This is a genomic window from Candidatus Pantoea multigeneris, assembly GCF_011752615.1.
GTDB lineage: Bacteria > Pseudomonadota > Gammaproteobacteria > Enterobacterales > Enterobacteriaceae > Pantoea > Pantoea multigeneris.
This window is the reverse complement of the sequence record NZ_VWXF01000006.1, coordinates 1-16,394: the sequence shown is the minus strand read 5'-3', so window position 1 is coordinate 16,394 and position 16,394 is coordinate 1. Positions and strand designations below refer to the sequence as shown.

The 16,394-nt window shown below is 54.8% G+C and carries 12 protein-coding genes and 1 riboswitch; of the genes, 3 read left to right on the top strand and 9 right to left on the bottom strand.

Features of this window, described 5'->3' with window-relative positions; genetic code table 11:
• The first annotated feature begins 139 nt into the window (after nucleotides 1-139).
• A riboswitch (TPP riboswitch) is annotated at nucleotides 140-240 on the top strand.
• Between the two features lie 38 nt (nucleotides 241-278).
• Both thiM and thiD read left to right on the top strand, forming a co-directional pair.
• Entirely contained in the window at nucleotides 279-1,067 is a 789-nt protein-coding gene (gene thiM, locus F3J40_RS14640; RefSeq protein ID WP_167015724.1) for a hydroxyethylthiazole kinase, read from the top strand.
• On the top strand, nucleotides 1,064-1,864 hold the full coding sequence (gene thiD, locus F3J40_RS14635; protein WP_167015722.1) for a bifunctional hydroxymethylpyrimidine kinase/phosphomethylpyrimidine kinase: 801 nt from the start codon (nucleotides 1,064-1,066) through the stop codon (nucleotides 1,862-1,864). Before thiM ends, thiD begins: the two co-directional genes overlap by 4 nt.
• Before the next feature lie 31 nt (nucleotides 1,865-1,895).
• On the opposite strand, the gene yegS is transcribed toward thiD, so the two are convergent.
• The 7 genes from yegS to F3J40_RS14600 form a co-directional block, all read right to left on the bottom strand.
• The gene (gene yegS, locus F3J40_RS14630) at nucleotides 1,896-2,795 is read right to left on the bottom strand and encodes a lipid kinase YegS (RefSeq protein ID WP_167015720.1); all 900 of its coding nucleotides are present in this window, start codon (nucleotides 2,793-2,795) and stop codon (nucleotides 1,896-1,898) included.
• 252 nt (nucleotides 2,796-3,047) lie between these two features.
• The gene (gene baeR / locus F3J40_RS14625) at nucleotides 3,048-3,755 is read right to left on the bottom strand and encodes an envelope stress response regulator BaeR (protein ID WP_167015718.1); all 708 of its coding nucleotides are present in this window, start codon (nucleotides 3,753-3,755) and stop codon (nucleotides 3,048-3,050) included.
• Nucleotides 3,756-3,764: 9 nt separating this feature from the next.
• Nucleotides 3,765-5,150, bottom strand: coding sequence for an envelope stress sensor histidine kinase BaeS (gene baeS, locus F3J40_RS14620; protein ID WP_167015716.1), 1,386 nt, complete (start codon nucleotides 5,148-5,150; stop codon nucleotides 3,765-3,767).
• Complete coding sequence (gene mdtD, locus F3J40_RS14615; RefSeq protein ID WP_167015715.1) at nucleotides 5,147-6,553, bottom strand: multidrug transporter subunit MdtD; 1,407 nt, start codon at nucleotides 6,551-6,553, stop codon at nucleotides 5,147-5,149. The genes baeS and mdtD overlap by 4 nt, the downstream gene beginning before the upstream one ends.
• Nucleotides 6,550-9,642, bottom strand: a complete 3,093-nt coding sequence (mdtC, locus tag F3J40_RS14610; RefSeq protein ID WP_167015713.1) for a multidrug efflux RND transporter permease subunit MdtC — start codon at nucleotides 9,640-9,642, stop codon at nucleotides 6,550-6,552. The genes mdtD and mdtC overlap by 4 nt, the downstream gene beginning before the upstream one ends.
• The gene (locus tag F3J40_RS14605; RefSeq protein ID WP_167015711.1) at nucleotides 9,639-12,758 is read right to left on the bottom strand and encodes an MdtB/MuxB family multidrug efflux RND transporter permease subunit; all 3,120 of its coding nucleotides are present in this window, start codon (nucleotides 12,756-12,758) and stop codon (nucleotides 9,639-9,641) included. The genes mdtC and F3J40_RS14605 overlap by 4 nt, the downstream gene beginning before the upstream one ends.
• Entirely contained in the window at nucleotides 12,758-13,996 is a 1,239-nt protein-coding gene (locus F3J40_RS14600) for an MdtA/MuxA family multidrug efflux RND transporter periplasmic adaptor subunit (protein ID WP_167015709.1), read from the bottom strand. The genes F3J40_RS14605 and F3J40_RS14600 overlap by 1 nt, the downstream gene beginning before the upstream one ends.
• A gap of 245 nt (nucleotides 13,997-14,241) precedes the next feature.
• On the opposite strand from F3J40_RS14600, the gene F3J40_RS14595 reads away from it, so the two are divergent.
• A complete protein-coding gene (locus F3J40_RS14595; protein ID WP_167015707.1) occupies nucleotides 14,242-15,204 on the top strand; it encodes an aldo/keto reductase in 963 nt (320 codons plus the stop codon).
• A 130-nt stretch (nucleotides 15,205-15,334) separates the two neighbouring features.
• Here F3J40_RS14595 and F3J40_RS14590 read toward each other — a convergent pair whose 3' ends face one another.
• Both F3J40_RS14590 and F3J40_RS14585 read right to left on the bottom strand, forming a co-directional pair.
• Nucleotides 15,335-15,856: an Imm15 family immunity protein gene (locus tag F3J40_RS14590; protein ID WP_167015705.1), complete on the bottom strand. Its 522-nt coding sequence runs from the start codon at nucleotides 15,854-15,856 to the stop codon at nucleotides 15,335-15,337.
• On the bottom strand, nucleotides 15,853-16,394 hold a 542-nt coding region (locus tag F3J40_RS14585), incomplete at its 5' end, for an RHS repeat-associated core domain-containing protein (protein WP_167015703.1). The genes F3J40_RS14590 and F3J40_RS14585, both read right to left, overlap by 4 nt.

The following is a 16,394-nucleotide window of genomic DNA, read 5'->3' as shown; positions in this document are numbered from 1 at the left end:
TGTTATAAAAAAAGATCAGAGGTTCATTTTTTGCGCAGCAGTGTTTACTGATTTTTTACCGCATATAGCGGTAAGGGTTGATGCGAATCAGGCTGATGACTTGCGCGACGCCTTGTCCTTACCTTATGCTGCTGGCTGTGAATTTGACTCGGGGTGCAGCCTCTTTTGGGAAGCTGCTGAGAAACACCCGTTGAACCTGAACTGGATAATGCCAGCGGAGGGAAGTCAGATGCCTGTCCGCATCTCTCTTCCTGCCTCTGGTCAGGAGCCTGATTACCGTGTCGCATACCCCGCTTTCCTCTGCGCAACTCGCGCAAACGCTCGTGTTGTTACGCCAGCAGGCACCTTTAGTGCACTGTATGACCAATGATGTGGTCCAGACGTTTACTGCTAACGTGCTGCTTGCTCTCGGGGCTGCGCCTGCCATGGTGATTGACGCTGAGGAAGCCGCACAATTCAGTGCTGTTGCCAGTGCACTTCTGATCAATGTCGGGACGCTGACGGTGGATCGCCGTGATGCGATGCAGCGAGCGATAGTCTCAGCCGATCAAGCGGGTACACCCTGGGTACTTGACCCGGTAGCGGTGGGGGCATTGAGCTTACGTACTGCGTTTTGCCAGCAGATTTTGGCAGCTAAGCCTGCGGCTATTCGCGGCAATGCTTCTGAGATTCTGGCGTTGGCCCAGCAACAAAGCGGTGGACGTGGCGTTGACAGCCTGCACACTTCTGACCTGGCTATTGAGGCCGCGCAGGAGTTGGCAACACGCTTTAGCACTGTTGTCGCCGTCACAGGGGAGGTTGATTACATCACCGATGGCACCCGTACGCTGGCGGTACCGGGGGGTGATGCGATTCTGACGCGCGTGGTGGGCACTGGCTGTGCCCTGTCGGCCGTGGTGGCCGCATGCTGCGCACTACCTGGCGATCGCTTACAGCATGTTGCCAGCGCCTGTGCCATGGTCGCCCGTGCGGCGGAAGTGGCTGCCTCTCGTAGTCAGGGGCCGGGCAGTTTTGCCGTGGCGTTGCTGGATGGCTTGTGGTCACTGAATGTAGAGGAAGCACAATGAAGCGTATTAATGCCTTGACGATTGCCGGCACCGATCCCAGCGGTGGGGCTGGCATTCAGGCCGATCTAAAAGCTTTTTCTGCACTGGGTGCCTATGGCACCAGCGTCATCACGGCGCTGGTGGCGCAGAATACCCGTGGAGTGCAGTCGGTCTACCGCATTGAACCTGACTTTGTGGCAGCACAGCTGGATTCGGTGCTGGATGATGTGCGTATTGATAGCGCTAAAATTGGCATGTTGTCAGAAACCGCGATTGTTGAGGTGGTTGCCGAACGGCTGAAAAAAGTCCGCCTGCCATTCGTGGTACTGGACACCGTCATGGTGGCAAAAAGTGGCGATCCACTGCTCTCACCCGATGCGGTTGCCGCCGTGCGCGAGCTGTTATTACCGCAGGTCTCGCTGATTACCCCTAATCTTCCTGAAGCCGCCACGCTGCTGGGCACTGAGCATGCGCGTAATGAGCAGGAGATGTTGGCACAGGGAGAAGCATTAATCGCGCTGGGTTGTGAGGCAGTGCTGATGAAAGGGGGCCATTTAAGCGACGGTGAAAGCCCTGACTGGTTGATTACTGCGGCAGGCTCCCAGCGTTTCACTGCACCGCGCGTCAATACTCGCAACACGCACGGCACGGGCTGTACCTTGTCTGCGGCCCTGGCGGCGTTGCGTCCGCGTCATAACGACTGGGCGCAGACCGTGGCTGAAGCTAAAGCCTGGTTGCAGCAGGCGTTAATGCAGGCCGACTCACTGGAAGTCGGCCATGGCATTGGCCCCGTTCACCATTTCCATCAGTGGTGGTAACCCCCTGAGGTGATTTGCGCGGCTTGCGACCTTACGCCAGTAAAGGGCAGTGAGGTGGCAAGCGGCAACTCACTGCATCTGGCATCACTTCAAGCGTAAATTCGCGCCCGCTCAGTGGCTCACCATCGAGGTTAAACGTCATTTCATGGGGTGAGCGGATCGTCAGTTTACGTAGCCGGGCGGCAACGACATTGGGGTTTTCTTCATTGCTGGTCAGGGAATGCAGCAGGGTAGGCAATACTTCCTGTGCCGTGACGATACTCAGCTCAAGCAGACCATCATTGATACGCGCCTGCGGGCAAAGACGTTGACCGCCTCCGGCCTGTTGGCCATTGCCAATGCCAATCACCAGGGCATCACCTTGCCAGTGAAAATCATCCCCCTCGATCTCACAGCTGTCGGGTTTCAGCGTATCCATGCGCATCAGGCCATGGATAAAGTAGGAGACGCCTCCCAGGGCTGCCTTGAGTTTTTCTGGCGTTTCGGTGGTGATACGCGTCCCGAAGCCACCGGTGGCCATATTAATAAAATAGCGATCCTGATTAACCCGAGCCAGATCCACCGCCACTGCACGACCTTGTAAAGCGAGACGCAGGGCAGGTTCCATTTCTGCGGGAATACCGGCACTGGTGGCAAAATCGTTCGCTGTGCCAAGGGGAAGAATACCCAACGCCGGGCGCTTGTCTGCGGGAAGTGCGGCTAACGCGGTGGCAATTTCATTGATGGTGCCGTCTCCACCGCCAGCAATGACCGTGGCAGCACCGAGTGATACCGCTTCTTCGACATAGCGTTTTCCGTCTCCCTGTTCCCAGGTGACACGCACAGCCAGTTGCGCACCTTCATCACGCAACAGGCCTACAGCACTGCGCAGCGCTTCATTACCGGCACCCTTGCCATTCAGAATCAGTACAGCTTGTGGTGTGTTGTCCATTGTCCTTTCCCTTAAATGCGCATTGACTGAGGCAGTTATAGCACAGCGGGAGGGGGATTGAATTGAGACAAAAGAAAAACCCGCCCGGGGGAGCCGAGCGGGTGAATGAGGTAGTTCCTGGTACGGAAGCTGTTTTGTTATTGCTTGTTTTCAGCAGGGGCGAGTCTAATCAACCCGCCCGGCGGGGTCTGTGATCGCGATCGGACTTCAGCAATAAAACAGCAGAAAATGTGCAACTATTCACAATTTCCGCTAAACAAGCTGACAAATATCCGCTTCCCAGCGATAGCCCATGCCATAAACCGCGCGAATAAACGGCTGATCGGTATCCAGCTGCTCCAGCTTGCGGCGCAGATTTTTAATGTGGCTGTCGATGGTGCGATCGGTCACTACCCGGTAGTCATCGTAGAGATGGTTGAGTAACTGCTCGCGTGAGAACACCTTACCCGGTTCCAGTGACAACGTTTTCAGCAGCCGGAACTCGGCAGGCGTGAGATCCAGCGGTTGATCGCGCCAGCTGGCAAAGAATCGACCTTCATCTACGCGCAGCAGTGAAGACTTGTGCGGTTCTTCTGGATTGCGTTTTACCCGACGCATAATGGTGCGCACGCGTGCGACCACTTCTCGCGGGCTAAATGGCTTGCAGATGTAGTCATCGGCACCAATTTCCAGCCCCAACAGACGATCAATCTCTTCGGTGCGTGCGGTCACCATAATGATGGGTAATTCAGAGAAACGGCGGATTTCACGACACAACGACAACCCATCCATGCCGGGTAGCATTAAATCCAGCAGGATTAAATCGGGTGGCGTCTGCTGCACATAGGCCAGCACTTCGCCTCCGTGGGCAATGTGGTGGGTGCGGTAGTTGGAAGAGTGGAGGTAATCCATCATCAGTTGGGCCAGTTTTGGCTCATCTTCCACAATTAACACTAGCGGGTCGGTATTTTCCTGGCTCATGATCGGTTTTCAGTGTGGAACATGAGGTAATTGTAGCGTGATTTTCAGGCCACCTAAACGGGCGTCTGAAGCGGTTAGTGTGCCGTTGTGTGCCTCGGCGATGTTTTGACAGATAGCGAGGCCAAGGCCAGAGCCGCCGCTGGCGCGATTCCGTGAACCTTCAGTACGGTAAAAACGTTCAAAAATACGCGCCTGATCCGCCGCATCGACCCCGGGTGCGCTGTCGGCGAACGTCAGCATCCAGAACTCCCCCTCACGCCAGGCGCGGATCTCGACTTCTCCGCCGCTGTGGGTGTAGCGCAGGCTGTTTTCCAGCAGATTAATAAACAAATGGCTGAGCCGGTCCGGATCGCCGAAGAAGGGCGCGTGTTCGGGAAGCTGCAACGACAAACGCAGGCCATGGCTGCGATAGCGCTCGGCAAAGTTACCGGCGCACACTTCTAACAGCTGCACCAGATCCACATTCTGTTTGCGATAGGCCAGTGCGCCAGCATCTGAAAGCGACAGCTGATGCAGGTCATCCACCAGTTTTGTCAGAATCACGACTTCACTTTGCAGCGAGGCGATGGCGTCGGGTGTGGTTTTCCGCACTCCATCCTGAATAGCCTCAAGTTCACCGCGCAAAATGGCGAGCGGTGTGCGCAGTTCATGGGAGATATCGGCCATAAACGCGCGACGCATGGCCTCATTTTTTTCCAGCGAGGAGGCGAGCAAATTAAAGTCGCGTGCCAGTTGGCCCAGTTCATCTTCACTGCCGACCTCAACACGGGTGGAAAATTTCCCCGCAGCCAACTGGTGAGTGCCATCCACCAGGCGTTTAACCGGGGCCAGCAAACCGCGCGCCATTAAATAGGTGACAAAGGCGGCCAGCAATGCAGAGAGTGCCACAATGATCCAACTGGTGCGTCGCTGCTGTTGATCAAAGTTGATATCGGTGCTGCGCGTCAGGCGCTCTGGCGGTGCACCGACCACCCAGCCGACAATTTTACCGGTGCTGGTGGTGATGTTGTGACGAAAACCGTTATTTGGCATTGCATTGCGTGGCCCGCTCACGACATGGAACTGCTGATCGAGGATCCAGAACTGGGTCCGCCAGCCGTGTGGCGGCAACTGCGCACTCCGATCCGGGTTCTGCTCCAGTGAGCGGAGTAGCGCAAACACCAGGCGGTCATTGTTGCGCAGGAACTCCCAGTTGCCGTGCTGCTCGTATTGATCGGCGAGGGCGTCGCTGAGCAGCGCCAGCCGTTGTTCATTGCCGCGTTTAATATAATCCACAAAACCATGTTCAAAGCTGAGGCGTACGCCCCAGTGCATGGTGATTAATACCAGCAGGCAAGTGGCAAAAATAGCGGTAAACAGCTTGGCACCGATACCGAAACGAAGCCGGGCTTTCATGCTTTTCTCCTGCGGCGTAAATCGACATTTTTACTGATATCTCCCGGAACGCGCCAGAACACCAGCGCAGGGAGCAAGATGACCACAGCCATGCTGAGATAGGTGTTGATAAACACCTGTTGATCAATATGACTGCCCAGCGCGGTTCCCTGACTGAAGGCACCCAGCAGCAGGCCTGCTACCGTCACGCCCATACTCATGGAGAGCTGCATAACCATCGAGAGTAAACTGTTACCGCTGGAAGCCAGATCATCCGGTAGCTCTTTCAGCGTCAGGGTATTCATGGAGGAGAAGCGAATAGCGTTGATCGTACCCTGCAGGAACAGCACCACCGGCAGCATCCATACCCAGCCCATCAAAGCCACCAGTGGGAACAGCAGTACCACCAGCGTTAAGGCCAGCGTGGCTCCTACCAACACATTCCGATAGCCAAACAGATTGACTATCCGTACCACAATCCGTTTTGTGCCCATATTGCCGAGCACCATTGGGATCATCATCAGGCCGGCGTGGAATGGCGTGTAACCGAGGCCCACTTGCAGGAAAATCGGCGTCAGGAAGGGCAGCATGCCGCTACCGATACGTCCAACAAAACTGCCCAGTAAGCCAATGCTGTAAATGCGATTAGCAAACAGCTTGAGGCTGAACAGCGCCCGATCATTGTTCCGTGCATGCATCAGGTAAAACAGCACGGCAAATATCCCGGTGAGGATCATCATGCCGAGCAACAGTGGAGAACCGCCACTGCTGCGTTCACCATCCAGCGCCAGCGTGAGGGTCGCCATTGCCAGCGCCAGAAGAATGAAGCCAATAAAGTCGAAACGGCGCGGAGGCAGAAGGTAATTGGGCATCAGCGTCAAGGTGGCAATCGCGCCAATAATACCGACCGGAATGTTGATAAGGAAAATCCAGTGCCAACTGGCGTACTGCACCAAAATTCCCCCCAGCGCGGGCCCCAGCAGTGGCCCCACCTGACCGGGTAAGGTGACAAAAGTCATTGCCGACATATACTGCTCGCGCGGGACAATCTTCATGACCGTCAGTCGCCCGACGGGCACCATCATCGCCCCGCCGATCCCCTGGAGAACGCGTGCCATCACGAGCTGATTGAGTGTCCCGGAGAGGGCGCAGAACAATGAGCCAAGGCTAAACAGGATAATGGCGCAGAAAAGGATATTGCGCACGCCAAAGCGGTCAGCCAGCCAGCCGCTCAGGGGCAACGTCACCGCCACCGTCAGCACATATGAAACCACCACCGAGTGCATCAGCAACGGACTCACCAGCAGATCGCGGGCCATAGCAGGCAGCGCGGTATTGACGATGGTGGTATCCAGCGACTGCATAAAGAACCCAAAGGCCACAATCCACAGTTGCCAACGTACTGATGGGGGTTGAGATGTCATGACTGGCGTGTCCTTTCAGGCGTTTCGTTGTTCGAGGTGCTGCGTGGATGACGGCTTAGCTTATCCAGCATCAGATAGACTGCAGGAGTAGTATACAGCGTCAGTAGCTGACTCATGATCAGACCACCCACAATGGTAATGCCCAGCGGCTGGCGCAACTCTGCACCGTCACCGTAGGTGATCGCCAGGGGAATCGCACCAAACAGGGCGGTGAGTGTGGTCATTAAAATCGGCCTGAAGCGCAACAGGCAGGCCTGCTCAATGGCGGCCCGAGCGCTGATTGCCCCTCTTCGTTGCGCGACCAGCGCGAAATCCACCAGCATAATCGCATTCTTATTCACAAGGCCGACCAGCAGCAAAATACCTATCATGGCAAACAGGCTAAACGGCGTGTTAAACAACATCAGCGCCAGTAACGCACCCACACCGGCTGAAGGCAGCGTAGAAAGAATGGTCAGGGGATGCACATAGCTCTCATACAACATCCCCAGCACGATATACACCGCGGCGATCGCGGCCAGCAGCAGCCAGAGTTGGCTGGACTGCGACTTCTGAAACTCCTGTGCAGTCCCGGAAAAACTGCCGCGCACGCTGGTTGGTACACCTAACGCGACAATGCTGCGATCGATAGCATCGGCAGCCTGAGACAGCGAAACGCCTTCTGGCAGATTAAAGGAGAGGGTGGATGCCGCAGACAGCCCCTCATGGTTGACCTGCAAAGGCGCGTTCGCCGGTTGCCAGTGAGCAAACCACGCCAGCGGTATAGCTTTGCCTGCGCTGTTGAGTAAGTACATCTGATCCAGTGCGCTGATGTCCTGGGTATAGCGGGGATCGACCTGCATCACCACTTTGTACTGATTCAACGGTTGGTAAATCGTGGAGATCTGTCTTTGGCCGAAGGCATCGTTCAGTAACGCATTAGCCGCGGCAACATCAATGCCGAGGCGGGCCATACTCTCGCGATCGTAGGTCAATGTCATCTCGCTCCCTTTGTCCTGCTGGTCAGAGTTAACGTCGGTTAACTCAGGCAGGGCACTGAAAGCGGTCTGGATTTTCGGTTCCCACTCGCGCAGCGCGGCGAGGTCGTCAGAGAGCAGGGTGTACTGATAGCTGGCATTCGATTCGCGCCCTCCGGTGCGAACATCCTGCACGGCATTGAGATAGAGATTCGCGCCTGGCTCTTTTGCCAGTGCGATGCGCAGACGCGCAATCACCGCCTGAGCACTCTCTTTACGCTGTTTAAGCGGTTTAAGGGAGATATACATCGAGCCGCCATTGGTGCGCTGACCGCCGGTAAAGCCCGTGACGTTTTCAACCGCCGGATCGGCCGCGACAATATGCATAAAGTCCTGCAATTTTCCCCGCATTGCCTGGAATGAGATGCTCTGGTCGGCAGAAATATAGCCTTGTAAACGCCCGGTATCCTGTTCGGGCAGGAAGGTTTTAGGCAGGATGATAAACAACCAGACGGTTAAGCCGAGGGTGGCGGGTAGCACTAACAGCATCCAACCTGCGTGGTCCAGCACGACTCTCAGTGAACGGCCATAGGCACCTTGCACGGCCAGCATCAGGCGACCACTGCCGCGGCGTCGAGGCTGGCTGCGCGGGGGATGCGATTTCAGCAAATAGGCGCACATCATCGGCGTGAGAGTGACGGAGATAAACAGCGAGATCAGAATTGCCACGGAGAGTGTGATAGAGAATTCCGCAAAGAAGCGACCGATTAAATCTCCCGTCATCATCAGTGGCAGAAACACGGCAATCAGTGACAGGCTCATTGACAGCACGGTAAAGCCCACTTCTTGCACCCCTTGTAACGCTGCCTTTATTGGTTTCATCCCGGCTTCAACATGACGTGCAATATTTTCCATCACCACGATGGCATCATCCACCACAAAACCGGTGGCGATGGTCAAGGCCATCAGCGACAGGTTGTTCAGGCTGAAGCCGCACAGGTACATGGCCGAGAAGGTGCCAATCAGTGAAACCGGTACTGCGATCGCCGGGATCAGCGTGGCTCGCCCGGATCGCAGGAACAAAAACACCACCAAAATCACCAAAGCCACCGCCAACACCAGGGATTGTTCAACTTCATACAGTGAAGCGCGAATGGTGGGTGAGCGATCCTGCGCTATATGCAGATCGATAGCCGCAGGAATGGTTTCATACAGCGCTGGCATTTCCGCCCGGATGCGGTCTACGGTATCAATCACATTGGCATCGGGGCTTTTCCGCACGACTAACAGCACCGCCGGTTTACCGTTGGCCATACCGGCATTACGTACATCCTGCACCGAGTCTTCAACGTCAGCGACCTGCTCCAGTCGGACCGCCGCGCCATTGCTGTAATGCACCACCAGTGGACGATAGTCACTGGCGGTTTTTAGCTCATCGTTGGTACGTAATTGCCAGCGCTGTTGGCTATCTTCCAGTGCGCCCTGAGGACGCCGCTGATTGGCACTGGCAATGCTTTGGCGCACGGCATCCAGCGAAACGCCTTGATTAAACAGCGCCTGTGGATTGAGATTGACGCGCACAGCAGGCAGTGAGCCGCCGCCAACGGTGACATCGCCAACGCCCTCGATCTGTGCCACTTTCTGCGCCAACTGAGTGGACGCATAATCATACAGCTGGCCCGGATTATAGATATCCGAAGTCAGCGTCAGGATCATGATGGGGGCATCGGACGGGTTGGCTTTTCGGTAAGTCGGCCGTGTGGGCATCCCGGTTGGCAACAGGCTCTGGGCAGCATTCAGCGCCGCCTGCACATCACGCGCAGCGCCGTTGATATTGCGATCATAATCGAACACCAGAATAATGCGTGTATTGCCTAAAGAGCTGGTGGAGGTCATCTCGCTGACCCCCGCAATCCGGCCCAGCGAGCGTTCCAGCGGCGTTGCGACTGAAGAAGCCATGGTTTCGGGAGCGGCACCTGGCAATGAAGCGCTGATCACAATCACCGGGTAATCGAGCTGTGGCAACGGTGCCACCGGCAACAGGCGGAAACTCAGGGCACCCGCCAGGACGATGGCGAGCGTAATCAGCGTAGTGGCGACGGGCCGCTGGATAAACAGGGCAAAAAACTTCACGGCCTGTGCTCCTCTTGAGTCACGCGGCGGCGCAGGCGTGATGCCAGGCGATCAAATAACAGGTAGATGACCGGGGTGGTAAACAGCGTCAATACTTGGCTCAGCACCAGACCGCCGACCATCGCAATCCCTAAAGGACGACGTAGTTCAGCGCCAACGCCCTGACTTAACATCAGAGGGAGTGCGCCAAGCAGCGCGGCGAGTGTGGTCATTAAAATCGGACGGAAACGCAGTAAACACGCCTGATAGATCGCTTCATACGGCGTTTTACCCTGTTCCCGTTCGGCGGCGAGGGCAAAATCAATCATCATGATGGCGTTTTTCTTGACGATACCAATGAGCAAGATAATGCCGATAATGGCGATGATATCCAGCTCATTACCACTCAGCATCAGCGCCAGTAGCGCCCCTACGCCCGCCGTTGGCAAGGTGGAGAGGATCGTGACCGGGTGAATGAAGCTCTCATAAAGCACCCCCAGCACCAGGTACATGGCGACTACCGCCGCAACAATCAACCACACCGTGCTGGTTAACGCCACCTCAAAGGCCAGCGTGCTGCCCTGGAACTGCGTCATCACTTCGGCGGGCATACCTAACTGATCTTCTGCAGCAGTAACGGCGCTGACCGCATCACCCAGTGAATAGCCTTGGGCCACATCAAACGAGAAGGTGGCGGAGGGGAACTGGTCGAGATGATTGATTCCCAGTGGCGCATGGCGTTGCTCAATACTGGCAATCGCATTAAGCGGCACGCTTCCTCCTTCGCTGCTGTTGAGCCGGATGCCCTCCAGCCCCGCTAACCCAGGTGTCTGGCGGTTATTCTGTTCCAGCACCACGCGATACTGGTTGGCCTGGGTATAAATAGTGGAGATCAAACGTTGACCAAAGGCGTTATACAGCGCGTTATCGACATCCGCCATACTGATACCAAGGCGGCTGGCGCTGTCGCGATCCACTTTCACGTAGGCTTCCAGCCCCTGATCTTGCCAGTTACTGCTGACGTCGCGCAGGGCGGGTGATTTTTTCAGTTGATTGAGCAAGGCGGGGACCCAGGTACTCAGCGACTCTAACGAACCCGATTGCAGCGTGAACTGATAAGGCGTGCGGCTAGCCTGGGTTTCAATGGTGAGATCTTGCACCGGCTGTAGCCACAGCGTGATGCCGGGAATATGTTCCACGGACTGTTTCAGGCGGGTCTGGACCTGCTGAATGCGATCGCTGCGCTGATCGAAGGCTTTCAGCGTGATCTGAATACGTGCGTTGTTCAGTGCGGCATTGGTGCCATCCACCCCGACAAAGGCGGTAACATTGGCGACCGCCGGATCTTGCTGCAGCCGGGTGACAACCTCGCGGGTGCGCTGTGCCATATTTTGGTATGAGACCGACTGTGGAGCCTGGAGCGTGCCCTGAATCAGACCGTTATCCTGCAGCGGGAAGAAGCCTTTGGGGATCGTGGTCCACAGCAACACCGTCAGCGCTAATGTACTCAGGGCAACGCCTAGCGTTATCCATGGATGGCTCAGCACGCGCGTCAGCCACTGACCATACACGGCAATCACTCGGGCAAAAAACGCCTCGCTGGCGCGAGAAAAACGGTTCTGCTGCCGGAGCGACTCTGCACTCAACATGCGAGCGCACATCATCGGCGTTAAGGTTAATGACACCACCGCCGAGATGACTATCGCGATTGCCAGGGTAACGGCAAACTCGCGGAACAAGCGGCCAATCACATCTCCCATAAACAGCAGCGGGATCAGTACCGCTATCAGCGAAACGGTCAGGGAGATAATGGTAAAGCCAATTTCCCCTGCGCCTTTCAGCGCCGCAGCCAGCGGTTTCTCCCCTTTTTCGATGTAGCGAGAGATATTCTCCACCACCACGATGGCATCATCCACCACAAAGCCGGTGGCGATGGTCAACGCCATCAGCGTGAGGTTATTGATCGAGAAGTTGAGAAAATACATGGCGGCAAAGGTACCCACCAAGGAGAGCGGCACCGCCACGGCCGGAATAAGAGTGGCAGGCACGTTACGTAAGAACAGATAGATGATCATCACCACCAGCGCGATGGCCAGCATTAACTCATGTTGGGTATCGGTGACGGACGCGCGAATATTGGTGGTGCGATCGGCCAACAGTTCAAGGTGAACCGATTTAGGCAACGTGGCGGTGAGACCAGGCAGTAATCCCCGAATATGATCGGCGGTGGCGATGATATTCGCACCCGGCTGGCGCTGAACATTGATAATAATCGCGGCTTGTTGATTAGCCCACGCGCCTAACCAGCGGTTCTCTGCGGCTTGTTCGATGGTCGCAACATCGCCCAGGCGCACCGGGGCATTATTCACGTAGCTGATGATCAACTGGCGATAATCTTCGGCTGATTTCATCTGATCGTTTGCCGACAGCGTTATCGCCCGCTCTGGGCCATCCAGGCTCCCTTTGGCAGAGTTCACGTTGGCATTGCTGATGGCAGTGCGCACCGTTTCACTGGTCAAACCCAGCGCCGCCAGCGCCTGTGCATTGAGTTGCACCCGCACCGCAGGACGCTGTCCACCGGCCAGCGTTACCAGCCCAACGCCAGACACCTGAGAGATTTTCTGAGCAATGCGCGTCTCAACCATATCCTGCACCTGGGTGAGCGGCATGCTGCTGCTGGTCACTGCCAGCGTCATGATGGGGGGATCGGCAGGGTTCACCTTGCTGTAGACCGGGGGATTTGGCAGATCGGACGGCAGCAGATTGGTCGCGGAGTTAATCGCTGCCTGCACCTCCTGTTCGGCCACATCCAACGCCAGCGCAAGCTGGAACTGTAGGGTGATCACCGAAGCGCCCCCGGAACTTTGTGATGCCATCTGCTTTAGCCCCGACATCTGGCCAAATTGCCGTTCCAGTGGGGCGGTAATGGAGGAGGTGACCACATCCGGGCTGGCACCGGGGTAGAGGGTGACGATCTGAATCGTTGGATAATCGACCTCTGGCAGCGCGGAGACGGGCAGGGCGCGGTAACCGAGGATCCCTGCGAGCAGGATCGCCACCATCAGTAACGTTGTCGCTACCGGGCGCAAAATAAACTGGCGTGACGGACCGCCGTGAGAAGGCGTGACATCTTGCATTACGGTGCCTCTCCCGTGGCGGTGTGCTTAGCTCGGTGGGCATGCGGGCTGTTATCCGCAGGGCTTTGCGCGGTCACAATCTCCACTTTGGCTCCTTCCGTGAGGCGATCCAGACCATCGGTCACGACCCGATCGCCAGCCGCCAGACCTGCGCTGATCACCACCGTGGCACTGTTCTGCAAACCTGAGACAACGCGCTTTTTGCTCACCCGATTTTCGGCATTTACGGCCCAGACAAAGTGGCCTTCATTTCCCATTTGCAGTGCAGCCGTTGGGATCACCACCGCATCTTGCAGCGTAGTGACCTTCAGGCGCGCATTAACAAACTGATTGGGGAACAGCTGGTTGTCTTGATTTTCGAACCGCGCCTTTATTTTTATCGTGCCGGTTGTGGCATCAATTTGGTTATCCAGACTGAGCAAGCTTCCCTGGCTAAGCAGCTTGCTGTTGCTGCGATCCCAGGCTTCCACCAGCAGATGTTCACCTTGCTGTTGCGCCTGCTGGATCTGTGGAATGCTGTTTTCAGTCAGGCTAAAGAGCACATCAATGGGGTGTGTCTGGGTGATCACCACCAGACCCGTGGTATCGCTGGCGGTGATATAGTTGCCCACATCGACCTGTTTCAGCCCCACGCGCCCGCTGATAGGCGCGGTAACCCGGCTGTAGGTCAGGTTCAGTTGTGCACTGGCCACGCTGGCTTCATCGGCTTTTAAGGTGCCCAGCGTTTCATTCACCAGCGAGCGTTGGGTATCCAGTTCCTGCCGCGATACCAGTGAGGTTTTGGCGAGCTGCTCATAGCGGGCTAAATCGCGGCGGTTGTTCGCCAGGGTCGCTTGATCTTTTGCCAACTGCCCCTGAGCCTGTGCCAATGCCACCTGGTATGGACGAGGATCGATTTCTGCCAGTAGCTCACCGGCTTTGACTTCCTGGCCTTCGTTAAAGTGCAGCGCCATCAATTGCCCATCGACACGCGCTCTGACAGTAACGGTATTCGCGGCGGTGACCGTGCCGAGCCCAGTCAGGAATTGCGGCACGGCCTGCAGTGTAGCCGTCGCAACTTGCACCGGGGCCAGTGGTCGATGGCTTTTGCCACTGCCTTGACGGTGGTGTTGTGCCGTAGCAGCGGTGTCATTTTCCGGCTGAGCCGGATGTAGCCACAGGTAACCGATGCACGCCACAGCAGCAATCACCGCAACGGCAGTCAGACTTTTCTTTTTCCAGGACAGACGGGTATTCATGACGGGGGCAATTCTCCAGCGGCAATTATCCTGTTTCAACAGAAGCCAATGTCTCTTCTGTTCGCAGCGTAATTATATGTGCTTTAAGTGTACGAAAATTGAGGAAAAGAAGGATAACTGTCTGGCTGCGGTAAGTATTCATATTCTGACAAGTTTCTGCCAAATTCGGTATAACCCAGCCCTGTCTGCTTTGCTATGCTGAGAAATAGCTCAATTTCATACCCTAAACGATAAAGGAGCATCAGATGAGTCAGATTAAAACGCGGCAGTTGGGTAAAACAGGTATCACAGTACCGGTTCTGACCTTTGGCGGTAACGTCTTCGGCTGGACAGCGGATGAAAAGACCTCTTTTAGCCTACTGGATGCGCTGGTAGAAAAAGGACTGAATTTTATTGATACGGCGGATGTCTACTCACGCTGGGTTGACGGTAATGAAGGCGGCGAGTCCGAAACGATCATTGGTAACTGGTTAAAGAAAGGCGGTAAGCGCGACAGCATTATTCTGGCCACCAAAGTCGGTATGGATCTCGGTAACGGCAAAACCGGCTTATCACCGAAGTGGATCCGTCAGGCGATTGAAGATTCTCTGCGCCGTCTGCAGACCGATTATGTCGATCTTTACCAGGCGCACCGTGATGATGCCGATACGCCGCTGGCAGCCTCATTAGCAGAGTTCGATAAACTGGTGAAAGAGGGCAAAGTTCGCGCTATCGGTGCTTCCAACTACAGCGCAGATCGTCTGAGTGAAGCACTTAACGTCAGCAAGGAACAAGGGCTGGCTGAATACCAGACTTTGCAGCCGGAATATAACCTCTACGATCGTAAAGAGTATGAATCCAGTCTGGAGAAAGTGGCACAGCAGCACGGACTGGGCGTGATTAACTACTATTCGCTGGCAAGCGGCTTCCTCAGCGGTAAATACCGCTCGAAAGAAGATGCACACAAGAGCAAGCGCGGGCAGGGCGTGGTAGATAAGTATGTCAATGAGCGCGGCCTGAAGATTCTCGCAGCGCTGGATCAGGTGAGCAAGGCGCACAATGCCGCACCTTCGGAAGTGGCTCTGGCCTGGCAGATTGCACGCCCCAGCATCACCGCCCCGATTGTGAGCGCGACATCAATTGAACAGATCAATAGCCTGGTGAAAGCGACGCAGTTGCAGCTAACCTCAGCGGATATTGAAGCACTGGCAAAAGCCAGCGAATATTAATTCGCTGCGTTATTGCGGTATACGGTAACCAGCCTGGTTTTGGCTGGTTTTTTTGAAGGTGTTTGAGCTCTAATACACAACCATAAAGAGACAGATTTATGACTGATTCGTCTATGCTTCAGCCAATAAGTTAGCCATTAGAATACTTCGATATCTCAAATTCTTTGTTAACGACAAAAACTCTCTTATTGCTCTTAAATTCATTTGCACAGAGGACTTCAAAGCCTTCATAAGATAATGATTTTAAGTATGATGAGGTTGTTTTTTCCTCTGGTGAGTTTTTTGTTGATAACTTTAAATTATTTAATAGCCATTCTTTTCTTCTTGAGACAAAAACATTGACATTCAGACAGTTAATCTCATCATGATCATCCCAGCCAGTTAGGGTTGCACAAACAAAATAGCTTGATGCATTTTCTTCACCAAGATAAAAGTTAGCTTTTTCTTTACAAGTGGTTACCAGATGGAGGCAACTATTAAGCAACACTTTATTTTTGTCATTAAATGACAATCCATCTAAGAATGAAATGTTCTTCCATCTGGAATACAATGGTATTTCTTCAAAAGTATCATATTCTGCAAAAAAAATTGAATTGTCATCAAGACCCTCTTTTTTAAAAAGATTTTTCATTTCTTTTTCAAATTTTGTCATAACCAGTCCTCTACGTTCCATCCATGTTCTTGTAACCATTTCAAAGTCTTTTTCGTAAACGATGGTGGACCATCATGGGTCGAGCCATCTTGGTTTAATGCCGGATTTTTACCTTTCTCAGGTTTTGTCTGGTGTGCGTGCCATTGGCTTCCAGGAACGCTTTGTTCTGGTTCATCAATCCGTTTGATATCTTTTGGGCCTTGTCCTTTAGTAACCTTTTTTTGTGCATCCTTTGGTGTTCCTGAGCATACAACTTTTGCTAAACCAAGCGGATCCACCCATCCATTCGGATTCGGCGCATACTGGTAAAGATTAAACCCACCGAGCACCCCTATCGGATCCGGGGTCGTAAAGCGGCCGACCTGCGGATCGTAATAGCGGAACAGGTTGTAGTGTAGTCCGGTTTCCCTGTCTTCGTACTGTCCGGCGTAGCGCAGCGGGATATGTACCTGATTTTTCAGCATCGGCATGCTGTTGATTACCGGGTTGGTGACCTCGCCGAACGGGGCGTAGTCGCCGGACCAGCGCAGCTGGCCCT

Coding starts and splice junctions, on each gene's coding strand:
- thiD (WP_167015722.1), top strand. CDS start 1,064: ATGAAGCGTATTAATGCCTTGACGATTGCCGGCACCGATCCCAGCGGT.
- yegS (WP_167015720.1), bottom strand. CDS start 2,795: ATGGACAACACACCACAAGCTGTACTGATTCTGAATGGCAAGGGTGCC.
- baeR (WP_167015718.1), bottom strand. CDS start 3,755: ATGAGCCAGGAAAATACCGACCCGCTAGTGTTAATTGTGGAAGATGAG.
- baeS (WP_167015716.1), bottom strand. CDS start 5,150: ATGAAAGCCCGGCTTCGTTTCGGTATCGGTGCCAAGCTGTTTACCGCT.
- mdtD (WP_167015715.1), bottom strand. CDS start 6,553: ATGACATCTCAACCCCCATCAGTACGTTGGCAACTGTGGATTGTGGCC.
- F3J40_RS14605 (WP_167015711.1), bottom strand. CDS start 12,758: ATGCAAGATGTCACGCCTTCTCACGGCGGTCCGTCACGCCAGTTTATT.
- F3J40_RS14600 (WP_167015709.1), bottom strand. CDS start 13,996: ATGAATACCCGTCTGTCCTGGAAAAAGAAAAGTCTGACTGCCGTTGCG.
- F3J40_RS14595 (WP_167015707.1), top strand. CDS start 14,242: ATGAGTCAGATTAAAACGCGGCAGTTGGGTAAAACAGGTATCACAGTA.
- F3J40_RS14590 (WP_167015705.1), bottom strand. CDS start 15,856: ATGACAAAATTTGAAAAAGAAATGAAAAATCTTTTTAAAAAAGAGGGT.